19 protein-coding genes and 1 tRNA gene are annotated in these 19,332 nt (G+C 61.6%); 6 read left to right on the top strand and 14 right to left on the bottom strand.

Annotated features, from left to right (window positions below; genetic code table 11):
• Nucleotides 1–27 precede the first annotated feature (27 nt).
• From FVQ81_16190 to FVQ81_16180, 3 genes are read left to right on the top strand one after another with little or no spacing between them, the layout of a single operon-like run.
• Nucleotides 28–1,269: a hypothetical protein gene (locus FVQ81_16190; GenBank protein ID MBW7998072.1), complete on the top strand. Its 1,242-nt coding sequence runs from the start codon at nt 28–30 to the stop codon at nt 1,267–1,269.
• Nucleotides 1,270–1,286: 17 nt separating this feature from the next.
• Nucleotides 1,287–2,309 (top strand): DUF4922 domain-containing protein, encoded by a 1,023-nt coding sequence (locus FVQ81_16185; protein ID MBW7998071.1) that lies wholly within the window; start codon nt 1,287–1,289, stop codon nt 2,307–2,309.
• A gap of 13 nt (nt 2,310–2,322) precedes the next feature.
• A complete protein-coding gene (locus FVQ81_16180) occupies nt 2,323–2,592 on the top strand; it encodes a hypothetical protein (GenBank protein MBW7998070.1) in 270 nt (89 codons plus the stop codon).
• Between the two features lie 84 nt (nt 2,593–2,676).
• Here the strand turns inward: FVQ81_16180 and FVQ81_16175 are convergent.
• Nucleotides 2,677–2,752 (bottom strand) — tRNA-Glu (locus tag FVQ81_16175).
• Between the two features lie 255 nt (nt 2,753–3,007).
• On the opposite strand from FVQ81_16175, the gene FVQ81_16170 reads away from it, so the two are divergent.
• Nucleotides 3,008–3,244, top strand: coding sequence for a hypothetical protein (locus FVQ81_16170; GenBank protein ID MBW7998069.1), 237 nt, complete (start codon nt 3,008–3,010; stop codon nt 3,242–3,244).
• A 70-nt stretch (nt 3,245–3,314) separates the two neighbouring features.
• Here FVQ81_16170 and FVQ81_16165 read toward each other — a convergent pair whose 3' ends face one another.
• From FVQ81_16165 to pepF, 4 genes are all read right to left on the bottom strand, one after another.
• Nucleotides 3,315–4,709: a DUF362 domain-containing protein gene (locus FVQ81_16165; protein MBW7998068.1), complete on the bottom strand. Its 1,395-nt coding sequence runs from the start codon at nt 4,707–4,709 to the stop codon at nt 3,315–3,317.
• Nucleotides 4,621–5,871 (bottom strand): serine hydroxymethyltransferase, encoded by a 1,251-nt coding sequence (locus tag FVQ81_16160; GenBank protein ID MBW7998067.1) that lies wholly within the window; start codon nt 5,869–5,871, stop codon nt 4,621–4,623. Before FVQ81_16160 ends, FVQ81_16165 begins: the two co-directional genes overlap by 89 nt.
• Nucleotides 5,868–6,341 (bottom strand): ribose 5-phosphate isomerase B, encoded by a 474-nt coding sequence (gene rpiB / locus FVQ81_16155; GenBank protein MBW7998066.1) that lies wholly within the window; start codon nt 6,339–6,341, stop codon nt 5,868–5,870. The genes FVQ81_16160 and rpiB overlap by 4 nt, the downstream gene beginning before the upstream one ends.
• A 68-nt stretch (nt 6,342–6,409) precedes the next feature.
• On the bottom strand, nt 6,410–8,293 hold the full coding sequence (pepF, locus tag FVQ81_16150) for an oligoendopeptidase F (GenBank protein MBW7998065.1): 1,884 nt from the start codon (nt 8,291–8,293) through the stop codon (nt 6,410–6,412).
• Between the two features lie 291 nt (nt 8,294–8,584).
• Here pepF and FVQ81_16145 point away from each other — a divergent pair, with 291 nt between their 5' ends.
• Nucleotides 8,585–10,123, top strand: coding sequence for a hypothetical protein (locus tag FVQ81_16145; GenBank protein ID MBW7998064.1), 1,539 nt, complete (start codon nt 8,585–8,587; stop codon nt 10,121–10,123).
• A gap of 54 nt (nt 10,124–10,177) precedes the next feature.
• Here the strand turns inward: FVQ81_16145 and FVQ81_16140 are convergent, their stop codons facing one another.
• Entirely contained in the window at nt 10,178–12,103 is a 1,926-nt protein-coding gene (locus FVQ81_16140; GenBank protein ID MBW7998063.1) for an HAD family hydrolase, read from the bottom strand.
• 210 nt (nt 12,104–12,313) lie between these two features.
• Between FVQ81_16140 and FVQ81_16135 the strand changes: the two genes are divergently transcribed.
• Nucleotides 12,314–13,447 (top strand): FAD-binding oxidoreductase, encoded by a 1,134-nt coding sequence (locus FVQ81_16135; GenBank protein MBW7998062.1) that lies wholly within the window; start codon nt 12,314–12,316, stop codon nt 13,445–13,447.
• Between the two features lie 44 nt (nt 13,448–13,491).
• Here FVQ81_16135 and FVQ81_16130 read toward each other — a convergent pair whose 3' ends face one another.
• From FVQ81_16130 to FVQ81_16095, 8 genes are all read right to left on the bottom strand, one after another.
• Nucleotides 13,492–13,878 carry a DUF302 domain-containing protein gene (locus FVQ81_16130; GenBank protein ID MBW7998061.1) on the bottom strand — a complete coding sequence of 129 codons (387 nt, stop codon included), beginning with the start codon at nt 13,876–13,878 and terminating at the stop codon, nt 13,492–13,494.
• Between the two features lie 158 nt (nt 13,879–14,036).
• Complete coding sequence (locus FVQ81_16125; GenBank protein ID MBW7998060.1) at nt 14,037–14,570, bottom strand: thioredoxin family protein; 534 nt, start codon at nt 14,568–14,570, stop codon at nt 14,037–14,039.
• 115 nt (nt 14,571–14,685) lie between these two features.
• Complete coding sequence (locus tag FVQ81_16120) at nt 14,686–15,300, bottom strand: thioredoxin family protein (protein MBW7998059.1); 615 nt, start codon at nt 15,298–15,300, stop codon at nt 14,686–14,688.
• 19 nt (nt 15,301–15,319) lie between these two features.
• Nucleotides 15,320–16,138, bottom strand: a complete 819-nt coding sequence (locus FVQ81_16115) for a hypothetical protein (protein ID MBW7998058.1) — start codon at nt 16,136–16,138, stop codon at nt 15,320–15,322.
• A 341-nt stretch (nt 16,139–16,479) separates the two neighbouring features.
• Nucleotides 16,480–17,451, bottom strand: coding sequence for an aldo/keto reductase (locus tag FVQ81_16110; GenBank protein MBW7998057.1), 972 nt, complete (start codon nt 17,449–17,451; stop codon nt 16,480–16,482).
• A gap of 65 nt (nt 17,452–17,516) precedes the next feature.
• Nucleotides 17,517–18,380: an aldo/keto reductase gene (locus tag FVQ81_16105; protein MBW7998056.1), complete on the bottom strand. Its 864-nt coding sequence runs from the start codon at nt 18,378–18,380 to the stop codon at nt 17,517–17,519.
• Nucleotides 18,381–18,745: 365 nt separating this feature from the next.
• Nucleotides 18,746–18,934: a hypothetical protein gene (locus FVQ81_16100; protein MBW7998055.1), complete on the bottom strand. Its 189-nt coding sequence runs from the start codon at nt 18,932–18,934 to the stop codon at nt 18,746–18,748.
• A 75-nt stretch (nt 18,935–19,009) separates the two neighbouring features.
• Nucleotides 19,010–19,318, bottom strand: a complete 309-nt coding sequence (locus tag FVQ81_16095; protein ID MBW7998054.1) for a hypothetical protein — start codon at nt 19,316–19,318, stop codon at nt 19,010–19,012.
• Between the last annotated feature and the right edge of the window lie 14 nt (nt 19,319–19,332).

The raw sequence follows: 19,332 nt of genomic DNA, 5'->3' as shown, positions 1-19,332 counted from the left end.
GTGGGCGAACACTCCAGGACAATTCCGGTGCGGCTCGACGTCTGGGACTTTACCCTGCCAGAGCAGAACAATCTGGCCGCCAACCTTCAGCACGAGGGCTTCCTGAAAGGCATGGGCGAACAACTGGAGCTGGAAGTTTACCAGTTGTTCAAGCGCCATCGCGTGGTGCCGGCCGACCCGACCTACACACCCACAATCGAGGTCACCAGCGGCGGCGAGGTGGCAATCGGCTGGGCTGACCACGACAATCGCCTGCGCAAATATTTCACCGGCGAGGCGTTCACCGAAAAATACGGTTATCGCGGCCCCGGCTACGGTCAGCCGATCGAGCAGTACGTGCTGCCGTTCGACGTCTACGGCAAACACGGCACCGCCGGCTGGCCCGAGATCGGCAAGCCCGAGGTGGAGCGCAAGCAGGAGAACGTAGCCGTGTACGTGGAGGCGATCAAGCAGGTGCGCGAGCATATCCTGGCGATGGCCGACCCGGAAAAAACCCGGCTGATTGTCTATCTCAACGGCCTGGACGAGTCGTATTTCCCGGAGGCCTGGGACCGGATGGATTTCTGGGGCAAGGTGTTCGACCGCTATTTCCCGGAGAGCAAGTTCCGCGTAGACGGCAGTTACAGCGAAGAGGCGATGGAGATCATCCACGACGCCATCGACTACTGGTGCTGCCACACGATCGGCTACAACATGGAAACTATCGAGAAATACCGCGCGATGGGTATCGCCGACTGGTTCTACGGCCCCCAGCTTTACGAACGCGAACAGAACAGCTGGTGCGGGAGCAGCACATTCATGGACCTGCCGCTGGTCAACGAGCGCTCCCCGAGCTGGAGCGCCTGGAAATACCGCACCCTCACCTGGTGCAGCTGGGGTATCGGCAGCGGCTGGCAATCGGCGTGGTACAACACGGAGACCTGGAAAGACTATTTCCGCGACCACGGAACGGGTCCGCTCAGTTACCGCCGCTACAACGGCAACGCCCAGGCGATCTATGCCCCCGGCATCGTCCCGCGTGTCAACAGGGTCTGCCCCACCCTGCGGCTCAAGGCCATGCGCGACGGGGTGGAGGAATGGGAGATGATGCGCCTGCTGGCCGAGCTGGACGGCAGCCCGGACAGAGCCGATGCCGTTGTCAACAGGATTATCAGGCAGCCTTACGGAAAGCAGTCGATCGGTAACCTGGAGATCTGGGACTACAACCCGGAGCACTGGGACGCCGCGGTGGTCGAGTTGGGAGAGATGATCGAGCAGGCGTCGAGGTAACCGACTGCGGGCGGGAAATGCGAACCGGGAGAAAGGGCAGTGGCCAGATGACCGGGTTGGAGCGTTGGGAAAGCAGAATTTACAAGGATGGTGTCGATTTAATCGAACATCAGGGCTCGGAAGCCGGGCTTGAAAAGGCTGTTTTGGCGCTCTACGAGCAGCAGGTGCGGACCTGGCCGCTGCTGGCCGCGGCATCGCGGTTGATGGACGGCGTGGAGTTGCGGACCGTGGAACTGGACGGCCGCCCCGTGCGGCTGCAGCACAACCCGGCGCGGATCGTGAACGTCAGCGCGCCGACCAGCGCCGAGGAAGTAGCCAACCGTCCCTGCCCGCTCTGCCCGCACAACATGCCGGACAAGCAGATGGCGCTGCCGTTTCTGGACGAGTGGCTGGTGGTCTGCAACCCCCTGCCGATTTTCAAACCCCATTTCGTGCTGGTGAACAGGAACCATCTCGCCCAGAGCGCCGACGAAATCCTGCCGGTTATGCTCGAGTTTTCGCGGCTGACCGGGTTCGTGACTCTGTACAACGGCCCCGGCTGCGGCGCCTCGATCCCAGACCACCTGCACGTTCAGGCGGCGGCGCCGGGGTGGCTGCCGCTGGAGGAACAGGCCCCGGAGCCTGGCGGCGCGGAAATCGTAATGGAGGATTTGTTACCCTACAGGATCTACCTGAATGCGCGGGACTCTTCGTTGGCCGAAAAACTGTTCGAGCGCACCATGCGCGCGCTCGAACAGTTTAAACTGGATAAGGAAGATTCCGAGCCGGGGATGAATATCGTCGTACTTGCGGCCAACGCCAACCGTCCGCCGCTGGTCGCGGTCCATCCCCGCAGCAAACACCGTCCCGACTGCTACTACGCCGAGGGCGACCTAAGGTGCGTGATCAGTCCGGGCAGCGCCGATATGGCCGGGATGATGATCCTGCCCCGCCGGGAGGATTTCAGCAGGCTCGACAGCGCCGGAGTCAGGGCGATTATCGAGGAAGTCTGCCTGAAGCCGTCAAACAGGGACCGGCTCAGGGAAACCCTGCTCGGTTGAAAGGTGGCGAGTCATGGATCGGAACGGTTCCACCACCGCCGGGCGCGAACGGCTGGCCGCGCAAAACCTGACCGTCGCGGTCGAATCGGACAAATGCCGCTCCTGCGGCTGCCTGCACACCGTGGTGCTGATGATCGAGGATCAGCCGGCGGCGGTCCAGGGCAGGGAGCTGGCTCGCGCGCTTGATGCGGGCCGTGCCGTGCTCAGGCAACCTGAAACCGACTGCCGGGGCTGTGAGCCCTGCCCGCCCGGCGAGGCACTGAAAATACTTCGGGGCCTGTAGGGCTGAGCGGGATGGCGGAGTAAGTTCTTGGATCTATCCGGCCTTAAATAAAAAACCCGCTCGTATCAGAGCGGGCTTTCAATCTGGTACCCCCTAGGGGAATCGAACCCCTGTTTCATGGCTGAGAACCACGCGTCCTAGGCCACTAGACGAAGGGGGCCTTATTTTCTTCTCACAGGGACGGCTAACTTAATAACATTGTCCTCACAATGCAAGTCTTTTTACCGTTCCCGCGCGGCCAGACCCGTGTCCGGCGCGAATTAAAAGCTCTAAACGTTTGCCCCAATTCAGCCGATATTAATATACCGCGTCTGCCCAATCGGGGGGGACTTGCATTCTCCCCGTACGCTTTTATATATTTAGTGAAGACCAGACGTTAACCGGATATTTTCAGGCCAGCGAGCGAACTGGAAAAGTGTATAACGAGACGCTTCTCAATTTCCTGAACTCGATCTCCGACACCAGGGGTTTTTTCATGTTCTGTCTGGTGATCGCTGTGGCCTACGCCTCTATCTGGGCCCTGGTCCTGTTCGAGGCTCCGGTGAAGAAGAAGAAGAAACCGGTGGGGGATGAAAAGAAGGAGGAGGACGAGGACGAAGAGGCGAAACCGGCCGGGAAATCGTCTCCCCAAAAGCGGAGACAGGCCGCATGAACCGTCTGCACCCCCGCCATCGGTTGCCTTGCTGATGTATCCATCCAGCAGCTTGCCCGCCCGCCCGCGCCTAACTTGATTCCGCAGCCTGCTCCCAGTGCCTGTCAAAACTGTCCAGCGCACCATCATCGTCGAACATTAGCCCGATTCCCGCCGATGAGCCTGAAAGCTCTGCCATCTTGCTCAATGCTGACTTCAGGGCCGGGCTGACCAGCAGCCTGCTCAGATCCAGCGTGTCCCTGATCCAGGCGATCCCGGCCTCGCACGGGTCGACCACACCCGAGGAGCGCAGGCACTCGGCCAGGATTTGCCGCTCGGATTCCAGCGATGGCGGCAGGAACGCGTGTTCGGGAACCAGCGCGGCCACCGAGTTTTTAACCGTCGCGTCGAGATCCACTGCCGAGGCGAGCTGCGGGCTGATAAAATCCGCCAGACCCACACCCTTGGCGTTACCGTGGCTCCCGGGAGTGAGCGTGCGGACCCAGATCCGCCTGATCCTCGGGCTGTCCGGCTCGGGGCGGACAGGATGGCGGCTGCGGCCGATCACGTTGGTGTCCAGCCCCGCGCCGGAAATATCCTTGCCCATCCGCTCGACTATCAGCACGTCCGCCGCTGAAAACGGCAGCTTCGGCGCGTTCTGCTTGTAGAAACTCAGCAGTTCCGCTTCCCGTCTCTCGAATTCAGCTGCCGGGACAGCTTCCAGCCGCACTGTCCGGCCCAGGGCGTCCTCAACCACCCCCACTCCTCCCAGCACATTAACCCGCTCCATAATTCCGCCGGCCAGCTCGATCATGTAGCGCGGGAATTTGCTGCGCAGCGAGTAGAGATGATATGCCCGGGCGCCGTCCTCCTTGCCCAGCCCGACAACGACCATTTTCAGCAGGCCCGACTCCACACTGCCCTGGAAGGCTGTGTGGCTCCTGATCCGGTTGAGCACGATCACCGCGTCCGCTTCCACGGCATCGCGGCTGACCACCACGTGGGCGCCCTCCGTGGCGCCGGGACCGAAGTCCACAGTCTCCATCGAGCTGACAACCGGCGCGCCGCACGACTGCCCGTTCAACCCCAATGCATCCAGGATCGCTGTCTGGCCCTGCGCTGTCGCGCCTCCGTGGGAACCCATCGCGGGCAGGATAAACGGCTCGGCCCCCCGGCCTTTGACCGCATCGGCCAGCGCGCGCACCATCGCCGCCAGACCGTTCATCCCCCGGCTGCCGACAGCCAGCGCCACGCGCTGCCCCCTGCCGATTCGCTCCAACAGGCCGGATTCGGCCAGTTTGGCGCGCAATACGGCGGCGTGGTCGTCAATCGCGGGAAGTTCCGGGAAAACCTGCCTGATTGCGATCAGCTGGGGAAATTCCATCCTCGTCTCCGGATCAGTCGCCGACCAGGCCCTCGTAGAGCGGGAATTTTTCGCAGATCTCACCGACTTCGCCGCGCACGGCCCCGTAGACCGAGTCGTCATCGAGATTGCCCAGCACCCGGCCGATCATTTCCCCGATCGCCTCCATCTCCTCCCCGCCCATCCCGCGGGTGGTGAGCGCCGCCGTGCCGATCCTGATCCCGCTGGTGACAAACGGGCTGCGGGTCTCGAACGGGACCGTGTTCTTGTTGACCGTGATCCCGCAGAGCTCCAGCGCCTCCTCGGCCTGTTTGCCGGTGATACCGCGCTCGGTGAGGTCCACCAGCACGATATGGCTGTCGGTGCCGCCGGTCACCAGGTCGAGCCCGGCGCCGGACAGCTTGCCGGCCAGCTTTTTCGCATTGGCGATCACGTTCGCCGAGTACTGCTTGAAATCATCGCTCAGTGCTTCCTTGAACGCCACCGCTTTGGCCGCGATCACGTGCATCATCGGGCCGCCCTGGATTCCGGGGAATATTTTCTTGTCGATCTGCTTAGCCAGCTCCTCGCCGCAGAGGATCATCCCGCCGCGCGGGCCGCGCAGTGTCTTGTGGGTGGTGGTGGTGACCACGTGGGCGTGACCCACCGGCGTGGGGAACAGCCCGGCTGCGATCAGCCCGGCCGGATGAGCGATATCCGCCATCAGGTACGCGCCCACGCTGTCGGCGATCCGGCGCAGGCGGGGGAAATCGAACACACGGGGGTAGGCGCTGGCGCCCGCGATAATCATTTTCGGTTTGTGCTCGGCGGCCAGGCGCTCCACCTGGTCGTAGTCCATCATCCGGTCGTCCTCGCGGACCCCGTAGGAGACCACATTGTAGAGAATACCGCTGAAATTGACCTTGCTGCCGTGGGTCAGGTGGCCGCCGTGGGTCAGGTCCATGCCCAGCACAGTATCTCCCGGCTGGAGCAGGGCCATGTAGACAGCCATGTTGGCCTGTGAACCGGCGTGGGGCTGAACATTGGCGTGCTCGGCGCCGAAGAGTTCGCAGGCGCGGCTGCGGGCCAGCTCCTCGGCCTGATCGACAAATTCGCAGCCGCCGTAGTAGCGTTTACCCGGGTAGCCCTCGGCGTACTTGTTGGTCAGCGGCGTACCCATTGCCTCCAGCACCGCCCGGCTGACGAAATTTTCCGAGGCGATCATCTCCAGCGTTCTGCTCTGGCGGCCGACCTCGCGGCTGATGGCGGCATAGATTTCAGGATCGCACTGTTTGAGGTTGTTCATGAATTATTCTCCCGGTAACCAGCAGGATTTTTTTCGCTTTCGGCGATCTTTTCCACCCGTCGCGAATGGCGTCCGCCGTCGAATTCCGTTTCCAGCCACTTTTTCACAATCCGGCGGGCCAGCTCCGGGGGGGTGGTCTTGCCGCCCAGAGCCAGCACGTTGGCGTCGTTATGCCGGCGGCTGATCTCTGCCAGTTCCTCAGTAAACGCCAGCGCCGCGCGCACGCCCCTGTACTTGTTGGCCGCAATCGACATCCCGATCCCCGTACTGCAGACCAGGATTCCCCGCGCCCGCTCTCCGCGGCTGACCCTGCCGGCCACCTCGGCCGCGAAATCGGGGTAGTCCACGCTTTCCGGGCCGCCGGCGCCGAAATCCTCTGCCTCGTAGCCCAGCTCGGCCAGGTATTGCTTGATCTGCTCTTTCAACTCGTAGCCGGCATGGTCGCTGCCGACAGGTATCTTCTCGGCCATCTAATTCTCGTTCCTTTCAGCCCTGCTCCCGACCGTGCGGGAGCCGTGATTATTCAACCCCGGTTCAGTTACCGCTTGTCGATAAGTTGTTCCATCCTGTCCAGCAGGCTGTCCATCCGGCGCGCCACCGCCTCGATCGGCTCGGGGCCGGTCATGTCCACTCCGGCCCTCCGGAGCAGGTTGATCGAGTAGTCACTGCTGCCGCTCTTGAGGAAATCGAGGTAGCGCTCGCGCGCCCCGTTTTCGCCGGCAAGAATTTTTTCAGCCAGCAGCGTGGCGGCCGCCTGGCCGGTGGCGTACTGGTAGACGTAGAAATTGTTGTAGAAATGAGGGATCCGTCCCCAGTTGATCTTGTAGATCTCGTCCACCACCAGTTCGGGACCGAAATATTTCTGGTACAGCCCGCCGATCAGTTCGCTCAGGAGCTCGGCGGTCAGCGGCTGTCCGCTCTCGGCGCGGGTGTGGATTTCCCGCTCGAACTCGGCGAACAGGGACTGGATATAGACCGTGCCCTGGATCTGGCGCACGTGGTGGTCGAGCAGGCTGAGCTGCTCGGCCGGGTCATCGGTAACCTCCAGCATGTAGTCCATCAGCAGCGCCTCGTTGGCCGTGGAGGCCACCTCGGCCACGAAGATCGTATAGTCGCCGTAGACCGGCGGCTGGGTGCTCCAGGTGAAATGGCTGTGCAGGGCATGGCCCATTTCGTGGGCCACCGTGAACACCTCGCTCAGCGTACCGTTGTAGTTGAGCAGGATATAGGGGTGAGTGCCGTAGCTGCCCCAGGAGTAGCCGCCCGAGCGTTTGCCGCGCGTCTCGAAGACGTCGATCCAGCCGCCCCCGAAGCCTTCCTTCACCGCGGCGGTGTACTGCTCGCCCATCGGGACCAGCGCCTCGCTGACCAGTTTCACCGCCTCGTCGTACTCGTACTTTTTCGTCATTTCGGGAAACAGCGGCGTGTAGAGATCGTAGGGGTGGACCTCGTCGAGCCCCATCACTTTTTTGCGCAGCGCCATGTAGCGGTGCAGCGGAGCCAGGTTTTCGTTCAGGGTCGCGACTACGTTATCGTAGACCGCCGCCGGGATATTATCGCCATCGAGAGCGGCTTCCAGGCTGGAGCCGTAATTGCGCGCCCGGGCGTAGAACATGTCGCGCTTGACAATGCTGAACAGCAGCGAGGCCAGCGTATTCTCGTACCTGTTATAGGTCTCGTAGAACGCGGTGAACGCGCGCCGGCGAAGATCCCTGTCGCCGCTTTCCATGAACAGGCCGTAACGGGCCTTGGTCAGCTCCACTTCCTCGCCGTTCTCGTCCTCGATCGAGGGGTAAGTCATGTCCGCGTTGTCGAGCATGCTGAAAATCGTACTCGGCATGCGGGTGACATCGCCGGCCATCGCCAGCAGCTTCTCCTCGCCGGGACTGAGCGTATGCGGCTTGCCGCGCAGGATATCCTGGAGCCGGTGACGGTAAAGGGCCAGGGCGTCGCTGCCGTCAACCCAGCCCCGGAGCTTGTCCTCGGGGATAGTCAGGATTTCCGGAATCACCCAGGAGGCCGCCGAGGAGTACTCGGTGCTGAGCGCTGAAGCCCGGTCGGCCATGCCCTGGTACTTGTCCAGCGAGGTATTTTCGTGGCTGCGCATGTTGGAATAGACATACAGCTTGCCCAGCACCACGCCGAGCTGGTCCTCGAGTTCGAGCAGGCCCAGCAGGTTTTCCGCGCTCTCGCCCAGTTTGCCGTTGTATTCGCCGATCTCAGGGATTCGCTCCTTGATCGCGGCGAAGTCTTTCTCCCAGGCCTCGTCGGTGGCGTAGATATCCTCCAGACCCCACTTGTAGCGCTCGGCAATTTCACTGCGTTCGACTGCTTTCTTCACTTCCGCTCCAGTTGTACCCGTTAACGTTAGCAGTCCCGCGGCGACCGCGGTCGCCGCCAGGACGCGATGGAATTCGTTCATTTAGCTACTCTCCCTCGTTTCCAGCCTGTCCAGCCGGAGCTGGGGCTTGCGAGTCAGCCCTGTCGGCCTCGTTGTAAAACAGGTTGCGTCGAACAAAAATGGAACTTTCAACCGGTTAAATAATATGAACTTATGACCGTACCACCTCCGCACCGGCGACCAGTCACACCCTCGTTCGCGGCGGCGAAGCTTAATAATAAGGAGCGGGCCATTTGTTGACAAGTCCCGCGAGAGCCGGTAAATTTGGCTCGTTCCGGCAGCACTTGAACCTCCCATTCAACCACTGGCATCATGAAGCTGATCCGCATTGTTAAACACCCCCTGACGTTTTTCCTCCTGACGGCCCTGGCCGTTCCCGTCGCCGCCCAGCAGGGTCTGGTAAGAGTGACAATCCAGCCCGACCGTACGGACTGGGAGTGGGAATCCTATGCGGAATCAGTCAGTTCGCTGTTCGAGAACAGCATGGAAAGGCGGGTGATCGAGGGAATCGACAGCCGGGAGTTCGAGGAGGATTCCTCGGGCAAGGTGATAGAATTTATCTTCGTGATCGCTCAGGACGGCAGTTTGCGGCATTTCAGCCCGCTGACGCCACAGAACCGCTACCACCAGTACCTGATCCGGAAAACCGTAGAAAAAGTGGCGCCGTTCAGGCCGCTGCCGCGCTCTTTCCCGCTGTTTTATTTCAAGGGGACGATCGCGTTCGAGTGCCGGTTCCTGCCGACCCGGTGGTACAAGAAACTGTATTTCGAGCAGCCGCTCGATTCCCTGGAATTGGGCCCGATCAACCCCCGGATCAGGCGGGTGAGCGCCAGTAACCCGCTGCTGCCGACTTACGAACCACTGATCAAGGACAAACAGAAACTGCTCGATGAGTACAAGAAAAGGATCGGCGTAGCGGAGGAAATCACCGACACCAGCAGCTATTCGCCGCTCGAGGTATCGGGGCGCACTTTCCTGGTCCGGGTCCCGTACGACAGCCTGGCCGCCGAACCGATGTCGGGCCTGCTGCTGGAGGCCAGACTGGAAAAGGCGCTGGAAGAGGCCGGAGCTATAATAACCAACGAGGAGTACGACCCGGACCAGGTCAGGCGTGAGGACGGAATGCTAGCCGCCGACACTTATGCCCCGGCAGATTCAACCACCGAGGGGAATTACGCCGATGCCGACTCGCTGACGGTGGGTGACTCGGCGATGGCCGCTGCGGATTCCGCCGCACCGGAGGCCGGGTCAATATTTGACGAAGCGAACCTGCAAAGCCTGCCCAGCGACCGCAACCTGACCCAGGCGTTCGCGTCGGTATTCAGCGTACAGTTTCTCGTTTTTTCCGCCGGGCTGGCCAGAGACTCCCTCGGCGACTCCGCGGTCTGCCGGGTCCGGCTTTATCCGGGAAACAAACCGGATCAACTCAAGCGCAGCCTGGAGTTCAGGTTCGGTTACGACGGGTCCCTGCCGGACAGCCTGGGAACATTGCTGGTCCAGCGCCTGGTCAGGCCGCCTAAAAAACCGAAACCACCGGCAAAACCCAAGATACCGGCCAGCCAACCATCCGCCGATTCAACAGCCACCCAGCCGGAAAGTACCGCCGCCGACAGCACCGCTGCGGTCCCCGCCCTGACGGCTGACTCAACAGCGGCCGATGGCACTCAGCCGGCGGTATCAGCCCCGGCGGATTCCAGCACGGCCGCTCCGGATTCCGCGACTGCAGAACCCGCGGCTGCGCCCGACAGCGCTCAGGCTCCCGCAAGCGCCGACACAACCGCCGGGGAACCCGCTCCGCCAACCGGAATTTCACCGGATTCATCGGCTGGCGAAACTCCACCCGGACAATAAAAAACGGACGGTCCGCCCCGTCCGCATGTTAATCTCGAACAGCCCAAGCAGCGTTCAGCCGCTGTCCCCGCCCAGGTAAGCAAGCAGCTTTCCGTGCTGCGTGTAATCCCCTATCACCAGGTGAGCACCCGCTTTGATCAGCCGGTTCCGTTTGGACGGGTTCACCCCCCAGCGCCGGACCTCGTCGCTGGCGACACCCACGGCGACCCCTCCGTGACGGACCGTTTCCGCGATTTCCACCGGCCCGTCGCCGAACGTGAGCAGCTGCGCTCCCTCCAGGTCGTAATTTTCGATCAGCTCCGCGATCAGCTTGCGTTTACTGAACTTCGAGATATCTCCCACGCTGCCGTGGATTCCGCCGTTGAACAGCTCCGCATAGCCCATCCGCTCCGCCTCGCGGACCACGTCTTCCCGGTCCGTGCCGCTGGCCAGATACAAAGTCGCGCCGCGGCGGCGAAGGGTTTCCAGCATCTCCAGCGCCCCCTTGACCATGAAATCCTCCGCGACCAGTTCACCTGCCTCCAGACGTTCCAGCCGGTCGTTCACCATCTCCAGCAGCACCTTGACATACCCGGCCTTGTAGCCGGCTGCGTCCAGGCGATCGGCTGCGGGAACATAACCGAACTCGGCCACCAACCCGGCCAAGCCCTGCATCTGGACGATTGTCTGCACGCCCGTGCTCTGGTCGATAAACTCCTCTACCCGGCCGCGCACTCTTTCGTATTCGGCCAGAGGAACCTCGGCCAGTTTCCCGCCGAAGACAGCTTCCAGCATCACCCGCTCCATGATCGGTTCCCAGGCCTGGCGCAGGGTACTGATCGTCCCGTCGTGGTCGAAAATTACATGAGTGGCCTGCCCGCGGGTGAACGAGTCATCCACGATCTCGATCCGGCTGCCCTCCAGATTCCGCGCACCACGCTCATCCTCGGCCAGGTCCGGCCTGTACACCAGCCGGGCCTCAGCGATCCTGTCCGCGATTTCCCCGCAGGAGGCGGTTCCGGTCTGGCGCAGCTTGCCCACTGTAACCGCGGCGGCGTAATTACCGGTCAGCGCGGCGTCGCCAACCTCCATCCCGGCCGCCAGGCAGGTGGTCAGCGCGGCCAGCATCGTATCGCCCGCCCCCACCGGATCGACCGGACCGAGCACGAACACGGCGGGGATTTCCGCGATCTCGCCGCTGTCGAACACCAGGCATCCCCTGCGGCCGCGGGTGATAACCACCGGGTGGGCGCGCCGAGCGAAAAACTCTTCCGCCGCCGCGCGGACGTCCTCGAGCGAGAACTCCTCCGCGTCCTGGTCCACGCTTTCGAGTTCCCGGTGGGCGCGCAGTAGCGAGGCCTGGTCGACTTTCCGCACCATACCCCGGCAGCTGTCGATATCCTCGCGGCTGTCGACAACGAACAGCTTATCCTTGAAACGGGAGGCAAGCTCGTTGATCCGCCCGATCATTTCATTTTTCAGCAGCGGGAGCGGAAGCTGCTGGTTGACAATCAGCGCATCGAGCCGGCTCAATCGGCCGGCCAGGCAGTCGAGCAGGTTGTCCCTGGTTTCGCCGGAGACGCGGTTGAAAAAGCCGAAATCCAGCCTGCGCAGCTCCTCGCCCTCGACATGGGGCTTGGCCCAGACATGGGTGTCCCAACCCTCGCGCTGCACGATCAGCCCGCCGGTATCCACCCCGATATCGGCGAGCAGGGAGACCAGCACTCCCCCGAACAGGTCATCGCCACGCACGCCGATCGCCTCCAGCCGTCCCACTCCCAGGGCGGCCAGGTTGGACATCACGTTACCGGCCCCGCCCAGGCTGTAGCGCTGCCTTGCCACGGCGTAGGCCCGCCGGCCGGTTTCGACAGACAGTTCCCCGGCGCCGTCGTCCAGCATCCAGTAAGCGTCCACCGCGAAATCGCCGATAATCCCGATCCGCAGATCGCCGAATTTCGCGCCGGCTTCAGAGAATTTCCGCGACAGCGTCCCGATATCCACTGTAATCTCCGTTGCTATTCGCTTGTATTAATGCGTACTGCAATAACACTCTTCAGCTAAGCTACCTGACCTGCGGCTGCGTTGTCAAGTCAGCAGACTCTGCCGGGTCCGCCAGTTGATATAATCACCCCTCGCTGTTAATTTACAGGCTCGCCACCGGTCCGGTAAAACTGCCGGGACCGTTGTCATTAACGCAACGCAGCGGGGCTGTTGACCATCGACAAGCAAACACTGCCGGAATCGGCGGACTATGTCATTATCGGCGCGGGCCTGGCCGGCATGTCGACCGCGTGGGGCCTGACCCTGCTGGGCGAGACCGATGTGGTCGTGCTGGAGAAAGAGAACTTCCCCGGCATGCACTCTTCGGGGCGCAACGCGGCGATGATCCGCCAGGTTGTGCCATCCGCAGAGCTCCTGCCCCTGACTTTCGCCGGCGCAAGGTTTTTCGCGGGTGACGCTCCCGGCTGGGAAAAACCGCCGCCGTTCAGCCCGGACGGCAGCTTCCTGACCGCGGGCCCCGACGGCTGGGATGCGCTCCGTCGTGACGCGGGCGGTGCGGTCGAGGCCGGTGTGCGGCTCGAACTCTGCGGGATCGAACGGATTGCCGGGGAGGTGCCGTGCACCGCAGGCGGTAAAATCGAGGGCGGAGTGTTCTGTCCGGGCGACGGGGTGACCGACACCGACGGGCTGCTCCAGGGTTACCGGACCGCGGCCAGTGCACGGGGTGCGCGGCTGATGACTTCCTGCGAAGTCAGGAAGATAGTCTCAGGCAGCGGCGGAGTGACCGGCGTGGAAACCAGCCGGGGATATATCAGGACCGGTCGGCTGGTCAACGCCGCCGGACCGTGGGCCGGAATGATCGGCCGGCTGGCCGGGGCGGTGAGCGTGGAACTCACCCCCCTGCGCCGTCACCTGTACTACACCGGGCCGCTGGACTGGGCGGACCAGCACTGGCCGTTCGTCTGGGACGTGGAGCGCGACGTCTATTTCCGGCCCGAGAGCGGAGGCCTGCTGCTAAGCGCCTGCGACGAATCGCCGGCTGCTCCGGCCACGCCCGTGGTGGACGAGAGTGTCCAGGACCTGCTGGCCCGGAAGCTGGCGGTCGCTTTTCCCGGGCTGCTCGAGGTTCCGATAGCGCGCACCTGGGCCGGGCTGCGGACATTCGCCCCGGACAGGGTGTTCCTGCTGGGCCACGACCCCGTGCTGAAAGGGTTTTACTGGGTCGCCGGCCTGGGCGGCCACGGCGTGACCACCAGCCCGGTGGTGGGCCGGATCGCGGCCGGGGATCTCTCGGGCAAGGGAAAGCCCGCGCCGGCGGCGTTTTGGCCATCACGTTTTGCCTGATACCATCCAGGGCCGGAATCAGCTTAAAAAGTTTTTTCTGTCATCTACAGACTACCAATCACCCGTTCCATCGCCGCCTGCACCTTTTCGGCCAGCTCATCCAACTCGGGGTTGCCGATTGCCTGCATCATCGCTTTCGGGGCCATCGCGCTGACCTCCACGCTGCCGTCATCGTGCTGCTGAACCACCACGTTGCAGGGCAGCAGCACTCCCACCTTGTCCTCGGCCAGCAGGGCATTGCGGGCGAAACCGGGGTTGCATGCGCCGAGGATCACGTACGGTCTGAACTCGGTGTCCAGCTTCTTTTTGAGGGTGGCCTTGACATCGATCTCGGTCAGCACGCCGAAGCCCTCGGTTTGCAGCGCCGCCGTCGCTTTCTCCCGCGCCTGCTCGAAACCGCAATTTACTTTTTTGCTGATATGGAACCGCATGTCTATGCCTCCATGCACTTTACAGTTTTCGGTTGCTTGAACTTAACAATCGCGTGCGTTAAATATACGAATCCGCACTCGAGATTACAAACGGCAATAAAAAGCCCCGCCAGTGATGGCGGGGCTTTCGCTAACTCTGGTTTTACACGGTAAAGAAATCACTTCCACTTGATCGTGCAGCCGCGGGCCGGCACGCTCTGCTTGGCCGGGGTATTGCCGGAAGTCACCGCCTCCAGCGCATCGCGGAGCCAGGTTTCGGTAACCGCGCCGGGGTCCTCGTAGTTGTCGTCCACCGCGCCGTGGAACACCAGCTTACGCTCGCTGTCGAACAGGAACACCTCCGGGGTGCGCTCGGCTCCGTAGGCGCGGCTGACTTCCTGGCTCTCGTCGTGGACGAACGGGAACGGATAGTTTTTCTCCTCGGCATGAATCTTCATGTTATCGAAACTGTCCTGCGGGTAGTTGACCGCATCGTTGGCGCAGATCAGCACGAATTTCGCGCCCTTGTCCGCGAATTCGTTCTGCAACTCGATCATCCGGTCTTCCCAGGCCAGCACGTAGGGGCAGTGCACGCAGGAAAAAATAACCGCCAGCGCTTTACCGTCCCTGAACGAATCCAGCGAATAGTTCTTACCGTCGCTACCGGGCAGATTGAAATCAACCGCCCTGTCGCCGATTGAAAGCTTGGCCATCAACTCCTCCTCATCACCAGCTGAATTGTACAACCGACACAGCCGCCCTGCATAAGCCGATACAACCGTCCCTGACCGGGCGGCTCCCTGCATCATCCCCTGATACTGACTCACTTCAGTTGGAAGCGTACTTGACGGCGCAGCCGTAAGGCTTGGTCTCGCGCATATCCGGGGCCGAACCGACCAGGGCCGCCTCGATCGCCAGCCTGGCATAGTGCGTGCGGCTCTCCTTGGTTCCGTTCGGATCGTCATCGACAGCGCCCTGGTAAACCAGCTCGCCGCTGCGGCCCACCACGAACATGTGCGGCGTGGTCTTGGCGTCGTAGAGCTTGGCGACCTGACTGGACTTGTCCACCAGGATGGGGTACGGGAGGTCGTGCTGCTGCGCCCATTTTCTACTGACTTCGGCGTCGTTGCCGCTGGTGCTGTTGACCGCCAGCCAGACTACTCCGCGCTCTCCGTACTGCTCGGCCAGACCCTTGAACGTACCTTCCCTGTAGTGACGCTGGACAAACGGGCAACCCGGATTGAGCCACTCCAGGACAACAACCTTGCCCCGGTAATCTTCGAGGGAATGCTGCTTGCCGTTATGGTCGAGAGCGGAGAAAGAGGGAGCCATGCCCATCGAATCCTTCATCTTGCTGCCCGAACCCTGCGCAACCGCGGATACGGAGAACACCATCACGGCCAGCGCCACGGCCATTGTCAGAGAGCCAATCAGCTTCTTCATTTTATCGCCTCCCGGCAAATTAAGGGTTAACGTCCGAATGTGAAAAACTGTAACTCAGTGCGACACTCACAGTGTCCATGCTTTCGTTTATCGCGCGCGCGCTCAATACACCGCCCCAGCTGTTTGGCCACCGGTGGCCCTCCAGCCTGCGCACCCGCACGTGCAGCACCAGTTTTACGGGAGAACTGTGGCGGCTGTCCAGCTGAAAGCTTTCGCAGTCCAGATCGCCAGTCGGCTCGCCGAAAAACAGCACCGCGCCCTCGTCGTTCAGCAAGCGAAGGCCCGGGTCGGCCGTTTCCAGTACCAGCACTCCGGTCCGCACTCCCGGATCGGCGTTGGACTCGATCCAGCGGGCGTGGCCGCTCAGGCGGGGGTCCTGGCCGGCAGGGCGCGGCACCAGCGAGGCAAACTGCTCGAACAGCCCTGCATCCGCACTCGCTTCAGCGGGTTCGGCCACCGCCATGGTGACTACGGCGCTGTCGGCCTCCTGCACGCAGATTTTGCGGCAGGCCAGCCAGTCTGCTTTCACCCTCAGTTCCACTTCTCCGTCATCAAGCATGGCGGGGGCCTGGACCCAACTGAACAGCAACACACTGTCCGTGTAGGCGTTGACACTCAGCCCGCCCGGCTCTTCCAGACGTTCCGGCACGGGCCAGAACAGCGGACCCGCCACGAACCCATCCGGCAGCTCCCAGTTCACCTGCGGGGGAAGGCCGGCGTCACCGGGGTTGCGCCAGTAAATATGGCTGCCCTCACTGATAGCGAACAGCAGCCCGAGCCTGAATTTCCGTCCCGGCCCGATCCGCCCGGCATCGCTGACCAGCCGCACGTCAACCATCCGCCCGGACTCCGCAAGCGAAGGAGCCGCAACCAAAGCCAACAGCGATATAACCGGAGCGGCGAAGAGCAAACGGTGAATTCCGCGATAGTTGATTTGCACTTTATACCTTACTCCCAGACCGATCTGTTTGCCGATACCCGGACTGTCTAGAGTAACAGCAATATAATATGTTTTAGAATCATTATCAATATCAATTTTAACACGGCCACAGGATCCGAACCAACGAATTTTATATCAAGTGACACTTTGGCGATCATTTATTCATCACGGGGCCAACAAAGAAGCCGGGAGATTCTCACCCCGGCTTCTCAAACTCGCACGTGCATTTCAATCCCGGATTACCAGGCCGGATGGTGGAACAGCTCGCGCTCGACACCCAGCGCTTCATGCCTGAGCATGGCCAGTTCGTCCTCGCCCAGCGGTCTGAACTGCTTGCCCGCCTCGACAGCCTTGATATGCAGCGATTCCACCTGGGGAGCCAAAGCGCTGGTCACCGGCTGACTGAGCGTATAGCGGTAACTGAGATTGACTTCGTCCATCTCCTTGAACGGCCTGTACCAGCATTTCCGGTATTCTTCCTCGCGCTGCTCGCCGCGCTCGCGAAGGTTGCGGGCGCCCGGCTTGAGCGCCAGGATACCCTTGCCCCGGCGATGGGCCTCCTGCACGATCCGCGGTCCGAAATCGCCCTTGAACGCGCAGATATAATTGATCGGGAACATCACCGTATCGAAATCGTAGTGGTCCATTGCGTAGAGCGCAGCCTCCTCCGAGTGTGCGCTGAAGCCCAGGAACCTCACTTTGCCGTCCTGCTTGGCCCTGTCCAGCGTCTCAATCGCTCCGCCGGGCCCGAAGATCTTGTTCATATCGTCCCGGCTGGTGATATAGTGCAGCTGGTAGAGGTCAAAATAATCGGTGCGCAGGCGTTTGAGCGACCGCTCCAGTTCCATTTGGCTGCCCTCGGCCAGACGCTGATTCGTCTTGCAGGAGAGGAAAATCCCGCGGCGGAAATCCTCGAGCGGCGGTCCCATCAGCTCCTCGGCGTTGCCGTATAGCGGAGCCACGTCGAAATAGTTGATCCCCTGCTCGTAAGCCTCGCGCACCATCCGCGCCGCTTCCTCCGGCGGCTCCTCCTTGATGATATTCCCGCCGAAACCGATTACCGAGAGATTCTCTCCGGTCTGTCCCAACGGCCTGCGCGGCAAGGGTCCGGGAGTGGAAACGATATCACCGCGGGCACGGGCGGCAAGTGAGGGCCGCCAACCCAGGCCGGCAACGGCCAGCGATGCCAGGAAAAATTCTTTGCGTCTCATCTGCAGCTCCTGCTGAATTTTTTTACCAGTATCACGGTTTGACAGCTATTCGTCGACGGTATGTCTCAGCCGCCCCAAGCCGGATAGGTGAACAGCGATTTTTCGATCTTCTCCGCCTCGAGCGCAAGCTGCTCTTTCTCCTCATCGGCAAGCGGCACGAATACCGGAGCCAGCTTGAGCGCCATCCTGAAAAATTTTTCCTCGCCCGGCGGGACAGCGGCGGTCACCGGCTGACTGAGAGTCCAGTAGAGACCGCGGGCCAACTCGCGCTCCTCGGCCAGCGGGATATACCAGCATTTGCCATACTTCCTCTCCTCACCCTCCAGCCGCGCGCGGCGGGCGCAGGCCTTGAGCGCCAGAATCCCCATTCCGCGCTGCCTGGCGGCCGCCACCACCTGCGGTCCGAAATTTTCCTTGTACCAGAGGTTACAGTTGATCGGAAAGAGGATCGTGTCGAAATCGAACTGCTCCATCGCCGCCAGCGAGGCCTCGACCGAGTGGGAGCTGAAACCCAGGAACCGCACTTTGCCCTGTTCCCTGGCCTCGCGGAACACCTCGATCGCGCCGCCGGGGCCGAATACCTGCTCCACGTCCTCCCTGCTGGTCAGGGCGTGCAGCTGGTAGAGGTCCAGGTAGTCTGTGCGCAGCAGCCGGAGGGAATTTTCCAGCTCCCTGCGCGCCCCGACCGCGTCCCGCTCGGCTGTCTTGCAGGCCAGGAAAACCTGTTTACGGTACGGTTCGAGCGCGGGTCCCAGACGTTCCTCGGCATTGCCGTAGGTCGGGGCCACGTCGAAATAATTCACCCCGGCGTCGAATACCTCGGCCACTATTTCCGCAGCGTGGCGCGGGGTCTCGCTCATCACTGTCACTCCGCCCAGCCCTATAAGCGACAGGTGCTCGCCGGTCCTGCCCAGCGGACGGCGAGGCATGGGGCCGGGCTGTTTCTGCCCGGCGGCCTCGACCGCCCTGCCGATCAGCGATTCGAGGCCGGCCCCCAACCCGGCGGCGGCTCCGATCCTGAAAAAATCACTGCGCTTCATCTCGACACTCCCAGGGTTGTACTTTCTAGTGTGGTGTCCTGCAAATAATGTATAAAAAAAAGCAAATTATAAAATCCCCCTCGATCCCCCTTTTCGAAAGGGGGAGGCCGATTCCCCCCCTTTGACAAAGGGGGGCCAGGGGGGATTTCTGCTTGAGTTGATCGAACCATTACCAAAGCTTCGAGTTATTACATCTACTTCCGGGACACAACTCTAACAGTAATTATAAATCCCGTCACGGCCTGCCGCAATTACTACCATTTGTCCGATCGCGATTTCATCACAGGGTCCAGGCTCAGCGCGCGTTCGGCCAGTTCCTGCATCCCGGCTTCGCGAAGCGGACTGAACTCTTTCGCGGCGGCCACGGCCATCCGCCACAGTTTTTCCTCGCCGGTACGGCCCAGGGGCCTGCGCGCAAGATGCGCCGCCGTCAAATCACTCATCATTGTATCCGGTAACCTTGAATTCCCTCTAAGTGGACACTTTGGAGGAGAGGGTAATTGTTGGTGCAAGATCATTTACTTTATTTTTTCCAAGGATGTATTTATTTCCCTTTGGTCGAAACTGTTCCAGGCTCCGGTGATAGCATCGACTGTTACCGGGGCCACGGCAGCACCGAAGAAGATCATCATGGTTAATCCCATCTCACCGTGCCTCCCTTCATCTGCATCGGAAACCGAACCAACCAATCCAACGAGTGCTGCCGGAATGCCCAGTAAGAGGTCTGCCGCTACCCATCCTGCTCCGAGACTGTTTGCGATTACCACTGTTTTGGTTTGGTAACCTTCTTTTTTAAGCTCGACCAGATGGTCTTTTTTCAGTGTCAACTTCAGCTCGCAGG

It is taken from the genome of Candidatus Glassbacteria bacterium (assembly GCA_019456185.1).
Taxonomy (GTDB): domain Bacteria; phylum Gemmatimonadota; class Glassbacteria; order GWA2-58-10; family GWA2-58-10; genus JAJRTS01.
Note: the sequence above shows the minus strand (reverse complement) of the source record. Positions and strands in the feature narration are given on the sequence as shown.